The 7,260-nt window shown below is 47.2% G+C and carries 9 protein-coding genes; all 9 read right to left on the bottom strand.

Annotated elements, in window-relative coordinates:
- Positions 1-588: GntR family transcriptional regulator (locus tag ABNT28_RS09145; RefSeq protein ID WP_348721441.1), on the bottom strand; the 588-nt coding region annotated here is incomplete at its 3' end.
- Between the two features lie 40 nt (positions 589-628).
- A complete protein-coding gene (locus ABNT28_RS09140) occupies positions 629-1,333 on the bottom strand; it encodes an aspartate/glutamate racemase family protein (protein ID WP_332924063.1) in 705 nt (234 codons plus the stop codon).
- 2 nt (positions 1,334-1,335) lie between these two features.
- Positions 1,336-2,058 carry an ABC transporter ATP-binding protein gene (locus ABNT28_RS09135; RefSeq protein ID WP_332924064.1) on the bottom strand — a complete coding sequence of 241 codons (723 nt, stop codon included), beginning with the start codon at positions 2,056-2,058 and terminating at the stop codon, positions 1,336-1,338.
- Between the two features lie 2 nt (positions 2,059-2,060).
- Positions 2,061-2,840, bottom strand: coding sequence for an ABC transporter ATP-binding protein (locus tag ABNT28_RS09130; RefSeq protein WP_332924065.1), 780 nt, complete (start codon positions 2,838-2,840; stop codon positions 2,061-2,063).
- Positions 2,841-2,847: 7 nt separating this feature from the next.
- Entirely contained in the window at positions 2,848-3,816 is a 969-nt protein-coding gene (locus ABNT28_RS09125; protein WP_348721442.1) for a branched-chain amino acid ABC transporter permease, read from the bottom strand.
- Positions 3,817-3,871: 55 nt separating this feature from the next.
- The gene (locus ABNT28_RS09120; protein ID WP_348721440.1) at positions 3,872-4,741 is read right to left on the bottom strand and encodes a branched-chain amino acid ABC transporter permease; all 870 of its coding nucleotides are present in this window, start codon (positions 4,739-4,741) and stop codon (positions 3,872-3,874) included.
- Between the two features lie 130 nt (positions 4,742-4,871).
- On the bottom strand, positions 4,872-6,071 hold the full coding sequence (locus tag ABNT28_RS09115; RefSeq protein ID WP_348721439.1) for an ABC transporter substrate-binding protein: 1,200 nt from the start codon (positions 6,069-6,071) through the stop codon (positions 4,872-4,874).
- Positions 6,072-6,368: 297 nt separating this feature from the next.
- Positions 6,369-7,028 carry an urease accessory protein UreG gene (gene ureG / locus ABNT28_RS09110; protein WP_348721438.1) on the bottom strand — a complete coding sequence of 220 codons (660 nt, stop codon included), beginning with the start codon at positions 7,026-7,028 and terminating at the stop codon, positions 6,369-6,371.
- Positions 7,025-7,260: urease accessory UreF family protein (locus tag ABNT28_RS09105; RefSeq protein WP_348721437.1), on the bottom strand; the 236-nt coding region annotated here is incomplete at its 5' end. The genes ABNT28_RS09105 and ureG, both read right to left, overlap by 4 nt.

Raw genomic sequence — 7,260 nt, 5'->3', positions numbered from 1 at the left:
ATCATGGGCCAGCTGCCCATCACCGCTCTCAATCGCCGACACCAACGCATCATGCGCATGACGTTCGCACATCGTGTCATGACGACGCCAATATAGCGACACAATTAGCGACGAACGGGATATAAGCTCCTCAACAAAACCCGTCAAAATCGAATGATTGGCGATACGCGCGATATTAATGTGAAAGCGCGCCGAAAGCGCAATCGCTTCACTGTCATTACCCGTATTTATAGCGCGATGTTCTGCTGCCAGATGTGTTCTGAGCTCGGCAATATCATTTTTTTGGGCCAATCCTGATGCCAGTTTTACGATATAAGGCTCAACCAGCGATCGTGCTTCAAACACATCACGAGCTTCAGTCTTTGTTGGCTTGGCGACATGGACACCACGATTCGGTATATGCGTCAATAGCCCTTCATGTGTCAAAGCTGACAGAGCGGCGCGAATGACAGTACGGCCAAGCCCATAGATATTGCACAACTCATCTTCTGCTAATCTAGTTCCCGGCAACAGACGATGAGAAATAATAGCTTCTCGAAGATTGTCGAAAACGGGAACCCAGGACGGGTCTTGTTGTTGTAGCTTCATATTTCACTAAAACCTTTAAGCAGCCAATTCGTTAGGAAGCCTATTTTTGCCGTGGTTTTGCATAACCACCAATATTGCTGTTTTTCAAATTTAAATAAATCATAGCTTCAACCTGCTTTATCGCACAGCTGATACCATCAAGAACAGGGATATTATGCAGATCATGCAAAGTGGCACCAAGCTCTGCCATGCCTGCACAGCCCAGTACAATTGCCTCTGCTTTGTCCGTTTTTATTGCCTGTTCAACCTCTGCGTTAATCCGCTCAAAAGCCGTTCCATTGCTGGCCTCAACTTCCAGAACGGGAATGTCACTTGCACGCACGCCTGAACATCGCGCCGCCAGCCCATAACGCACCAAATTATGTTCAAGTGCTGGAATCGATCGCGACAATGTTGTCACAACACCAAATTTATTCGAAATCATCGACGCCATATGATACGCCGCCTCGCCAATTCCAACAACAGGTGACGCGGTAAGGCATCGGGCAGCGTCCAATCCCGTATCATCAAAACAGGCAATCACAAATCCAGCGGCATCATGATGCTGTTTGACAAGATCCAGAAGGCCTGCGAGTGACATCGCTTCATCATAATAACCCTCGATACTAGCCGGGCCTGATGATGGGTTTACAACCGTTAAGCAAAAGTCATCACTAATCACAGATTCAGACACCAATCGAATTCTATCTGTCATCGAGGCTGTTGTGTTCGGATTTATAACTACAATTTTTAGTTTTGACGTCATGGTTAAACCTCACCGCCTAGATAGGCCGCTTTAATACGTGGATCGTCAAGAAGCTCTTTTGAATTACCGGTTAGCACAACCGACCCAGTCGCCATTGCATAGGCACGGTTAGATATGCTTAGCGCCATCTTTGAATTTTGCTCAACCAAAAGCACTGAAACCTTTTCCTCGCGATTAATTGATATGATCGACCTCGCAATTTCCTGCACCAATTTTGGCGCGATCCCAAGCGAGGGTTCATCAAGCAAAAGCAATGTCGGTTTGGCCATCAGGGCCCGGCCAATCACCATCATCTGCTGCTCGCCGCCACTTAATGTTCCTGCCATTTGACCATAGCGTTCTTGCAGACGAGGAAAGCGTGCCAGCACGCTATCTAATGTGGCTTTGACCTCTTGTTTGTTATTTCGCGTAAAGGCGCCCATCAGCAAATTATCTTTCACTGACATATAAGGGAAAACCCGCCTGCCTTCAGGCACCATGGCGATACCTCTTTGGACAATTGCCGCTGCATCGACGCCGATCAAACTCTCGCCCTTATAGGTAATGACGCCTGTTTTTGGCTTGGCAAGACCGGTAATGGCCCGCAAGATTGATGATTTGCCAGCACCATTTGCCCCGATTAATGCAACTGTTTCACCCACATCCAAATGCACCGACACCCCTTTTAAGGCATAGACATGATCGTAATAGAGCTCAACATTTTCGAAATTCAGTAATTTATCCATGATTAAAACCCTACCGCATCATCTTCACTGCCCAGATACGCCTCAATGACTCGTGGGTCGTCCTGAATCTCTTGCGGCGTACCCTCGGCGATCTTTTCGCCAAAATTAATAACCACAAGCCGATCGGATATTTTCATCACCGCTGCCATGTCATGCTCAACCAGAAGAACCGTAACACCACGATCCCTGACACCCCGCACAAGCTCAACCATATGCATCGTTTCATCATGGTTCATCCCAGCAAAAGGCTCGTCTAGCAAAAGCAACTTGGGCTTGGTAGCAAGGCCAATCGCAATTCCCAAGGCACGCAAATGACCTTGCGGAAGGTTGCTGGCATATTCATCCTTGATCGCATCAATTCCAAGAAAGTTAATAATATCATCCGCCGAATCCCCGAATGCAGCCTCATCAGCAATTGCAGCAGGCGACCTAACAAAAAAACCAAACAAGCCGGCTTTTGAACTTAAATGATGCGCGACAATGATATTATCACGCACGGTCATATTCTTAAAAACGGTCGTCTCCTGAAAAGTGCGCACAACCCCTCGGCGCGCAGCATGATGCGGCGATAGATTGGATATCGGTTTTCCTTCAAAAAGGACTTCGCCACTGGTGGTTTTCAAAAAAGACGAAATCAATTTGAACAAAGTTGATTTGCCCGCACCATTTGGGCCGATCACAGACAGGATTTCATTTTCCTTTACATCAAAGCTGACATTGGAAACCGCGATAAGACCACCAAACTTTTTGGTTAGGTTTTTGACTTGTAAAATCATGGCCAAACGCTCCTTAATTCTTGGCTTTGCTGAAAATACTCAGCAAACCATTTGGTAATGCCAGCATCAGGCCAATTAGAAGGGTGGAATAAATCAACAACTGATACTCACCCGCGCTGAACAGCAAGTCCCAGCCAAAGTAATTCACCAAAGTGCCAAGCATGGGGCCGAAAACATAGCCTAGCCCACCAAGGAAACAATTAAGCATGAAGTCAACGGAGTCCTTCACCGGGAAGCTAGCCGGATAAATTGACTGCGAAATGCCAACAAAAATAGCGCCCGCAATACCACCAAGGAATGACGAAATAGAAAATGCGATTAATCTCAAATTGGCGATATTCACGCCAATCGATGACGCCAGTTCCTCATTCTGCTGAAGTGAACGGCACAAATGTCCGACACGGGAATTTACCAAGCGATACATCCCAGCGAAGGTGAGCAGCATTAAAACCACTGCGACATAATAGAACCCCAGCTTAACATTTTCCAATGTGGAAAAGTCAGGAACAAGGATGACGCCAAACAAGCTGATTGAACCTGGAAGTGGTATCGAGGATATACCCTTTGCGCCATTTGTAATCGGTAAAGCAAGAGCCGTAAGGCGCGCCACCTCGGTCATAACCAAAGTTACCATGGCAAAATAGACACCACGCAACCGCAATATAGGAAAGCCGATTACCAACGCGACCAACACACAGAATAAGCCAGCCAAGGGGATCGTAACCCAAAAGGACACATCGTATTTCACGACCAATATCGCCGATGCGTAGCCGCCAAAAAGAGCAAACGCACCCTGACCAATATTAATACGACCAATGTAAAAGGTAAGCCATACGCCAGCACTGGCAATTGAAAGCAATGCCACCGATGTTAGCGTGTAATAAAAGTCCCAGCGGCCACTGATCTCAATCACCATCGGAACCACGAATAACAGAAAAAGGGCAAAGGCCGCAGCGGCAAAAAATTTCGTTCTTAACTGCATCATTGTTTTACTCTCTTAAAAGTGCTGGGACTATTATCACCGTCATTTACGACCATTAACCCCACGGTTTCCCCATCAATCCTTGTGGCCGCAAAGCCAAGAACACCATGAGACTCGCAAAAATAACCAGATAGGTAATATCACCAAAATCAGACAGCACAGTCAGGCCAACCGACTCCATCATTCCCAATATAAAGCCACCGGCAATTGCCCCCGGGATAACGCCAGCACCGCCGATCATCACCATCATGAATGCCTTGATTGATGTCGGCCCCCCCATGCCAAGATTGACACCAGTAATACTCACCAGCAGTCCACCAACAACGCCAGCCAGCATCGCTGCGAGGGCAAATCCGATCATTGAATAGCGGTCAATATTCACACCCATCAATTGCGCCGCGACTTTATCCTGAGCCAACGCCCGCATTGCACGGCCAGCCTTTGAATATTGCATATAGGCAATGAATAAAATCACGATCAGAACCGCAAGACACCCGATCAAGATACGGTCATAAGGCATGATGATTATGAAATCCCAGTTAAAAACCCCATCAACAATCTTTGGGATACCACGCTGCTTTTCACCGAACAGCAGTAGGATTGCAGCATCTAGAAAAAACGCAACACCAGCCGCAAGAAGCATGGTGCTTTCTTCACGTACTGACTTTTTGATGACTGGCCTGAAAAGGAATTTTTCGAGTATGGCACCAATAATGGCGAGCGACACACCAGCGCTGATTAATGCCACAATATAGGGCATGCCCAATTTGACAGAGACGGTATAGGTCATAAATCCACCAATGACATAAAGCTGACCATGCGCAAAATTGAGCACATTCATCAGCGAAAAAATCAAAGTCAGACCTAAAGCGATTAACGCATATTGGGCCCCCATATATAACCCATTGACAATAATCTGTTCCAAATCAGGCCTCCATGGTAGGCAGTGCGCAAAGTTAAAAGACAATCGAATAGATAGATAGATAAATAAATAAATGAAAAATGTTTCAGCCACCCCATTTTAAGGAGTGGCTGAATGGTCATCGGATGAGACGTTAGTCTACTTCAGCAATAAACAGGGTCTCAAATTTGCCATTTTGATATTCGTTCACCACCATAGGTACGAACACCTGACGCTTTTGTCCAAAAGATGTCGTGCCGACATATTTCAGCTTGCTATCACCCTTCATGTAGATGTTAGGCGCTGAAAATGTGTCCATGGTTTTTTTGAATTCAGCAACATTATTGATTGATGCAGGGTTCGCCTTCATGGTTTCAATGATGTATTCAAGCGCATAGACCTTGGTGTTTGATTCATCGTTATATTCACCAAACATTTTTGTGTAACGGCTTACAAATTCTCTCATCGTGTCAGATGCAATCTTTGGGGTAGACGCACCACCAACAGAAATAAAACCATTGGCCAGATCACCGGCACCCTCACGAAGCACCGTTGCATCCTGCGCCGTTTCGGTTGAAATCAGCCCTTGGTAACCAAGCTCACGCGCTGAACGGATCAATTGCGGGGCATTGGCCGGTGCAACGCCTGAAAGCACCAACAGATCAGGACGCTTTCGTAAAACCGGTGTCAGAACCGGTGTAAAATCAGTGGTGTCAACCTGATAGGTAACATTGCTGGAAACAACATTAAGATTCAGCGCCTTGGCAGCGGCAACACCGCCATCACGCTGGCTTAATGGATCGGATTCATTGGCTGCCACAAAGGCAACATTCTTGACACCTTTATTATCCCGAAGATATTTGTAGATCGCCGGGCCTGACTGGTAGTTGGCAATCATGCCAAGAACAGCATTTGAGGCTGGCGGGCTGTAAAGTGATTTCGGGAAAGCATATGGGAAATAGATGATATCCTTTTGTTCGGCAACAGGGCGGACAGCGGCCGCACCATCATCAACATTTGGCCCGACAACATAATGAATGCCTTCTTGTGCCATTTTCTCCATACCAGCGATTGCCCGCTTTGGATCCTTTTGGTCATCAAAAGTGACAATCTCGATATCATAGGTCTTACTGCCGATTTTTACGCCACCAATTTCATTAATCCACGCCGCACGCGTTTGCATCGAACGAACATTTGATGTTCCCCATGCCGCCGCTGGGCCACTTGTTACACCAACAAAACCAATTTTTAATTTTTCGTTGGCTGCTTGCGCTGACATCGCCGTAACTGCAATGCCTGCAGCAACAGTCAATGACATCAGCATTGTTTTGATTTTTGCAGAATGCCTTTCCATTTTTTTCAACTCCCTAGTTCTGAAAAAGTTTGAATCAGTTCTTAACCCCACTTGGGTACTTTATTATTGGATACATTATTTTTTAAATGTGCAACGTTTTTTTTCAAATCGTATACAATAATACAATTCATTTCTGCACCAAAAACAAGCGTTGCCCGACAGAGCAGACCTTTGAGTCACGCCTCCGCGTCGTAAGGCGGGCTTAAGCTGACGAAGATTCAGGGCCCAGAATGCAAAATCTTAAAATACTGCAGCGCCTGCTTGAATTGCAATCTCAGGGCATATGGGAAAGTCGGATCAGCCTTCAATACCGGCTTCATAAAGTATGAAATCACCTAGCTCGGCAACACCATCATTCATGCGCATCGAACCAAAGATAAACGGCCTGCCATTGCGGGCGGTCGCCGTATCTGCGGTCATGGTTTCAAGATCCACGCCAACATGGGGTGCAAGCTCGATCTTATTCACCACCAGCATATCGGATTTCGTCAGCGCCGGGCCTTTTTTGCGGGGGATATCGCCGCCCATGCAAACATCAATCACATAGATTGTCAGATCGGCTAGCTCGGGGCTAAAGGTTGCGGCCAGATTATCGCCGCCAGATTCGATTAGAATAATATCAAGATCCGGAATGGTGGCACAAAGACTAGCCACCGCGGCAAGATTAACCGATGCATCTTCGCGGATCGCCGTATGCGGGCAGCCCCCCGTTTCAACGCCCCTGATCCGTTCGGCTGGCAAGGCCTGAACGCGCATCAAATATTCGGCATCTTCGCGCGTATATATATCATTTGTGATTACCGCCATCGAAATCCGTGGAGCCAGGTAACGGCAAAGCGCTTCGGTCATGCTGGTTTTGCCAGCGCCAACCGGCCCGCCAATGCCAACGCGCAAAGGCCCATTGCGGCGCGCAGTCTTTGCTGTTGTGCCAGCAAAATCTTGTTTATAGCCGGTCAAGTTCGATAGATCCTTGGCTCGAGTGTTTCATGTATGATTGAGGCATGGTCGGCCAGAATTGCATAACCGCCAACATCATCAAGCGGTGCCAGAGCCGCCTCATTGGCAAGCGTCGCCACCGCTGGCATCATTTGGGCGAGCATAATCTGCCCATCGGACTGACCAAGCGGCACTGCGCGCACCACCACCGATATTAAATTCGCGATAAAGCTTTGCAGGAAAAAGGTCAGGC

The sequence above is a fragment of the uncultured Candidatus Puniceispirillum sp. genome (assembly GCF_963979125.1).
In the GTDB taxonomy this organism is placed as follows: domain Bacteria; phylum Pseudomonadota; class Alphaproteobacteria; order Puniceispirillales; family Puniceispirillaceae; genus Puniceispirillum.
This window is presented reverse-complemented; position numbering and strand designations above follow the sequence as displayed.

Bases quoted from the DNA above. Each gene is read 5' to 3' on its own strand.
- ABNT28_RS09140 (WP_332924063.1), bottom strand. From the start codon at position 1,333: ATGACGTCAAAACTAAAAATTGTAGTTATAAATCCGAACACAACAGCC.
- ABNT28_RS09135 (WP_332924064.1), bottom strand. From the start codon at position 2,058: ATGGATAAATTACTGAATTTCGAAAATGTTGAGCTCTATTACGATCAT.
- ABNT28_RS09125 (WP_348721442.1), bottom strand. From the start codon at position 3,816: ATGCAGTTAAGAACGAAATTTTTTGCCGCTGCGGCCTTTGCCCTTTTT.
- ABNT28_RS09115 (WP_348721439.1), bottom strand. From the start codon at position 6,071: ATGGAAAGGCATTCTGCAAAAATCAAAACAATGCTGATGTCATTGACT.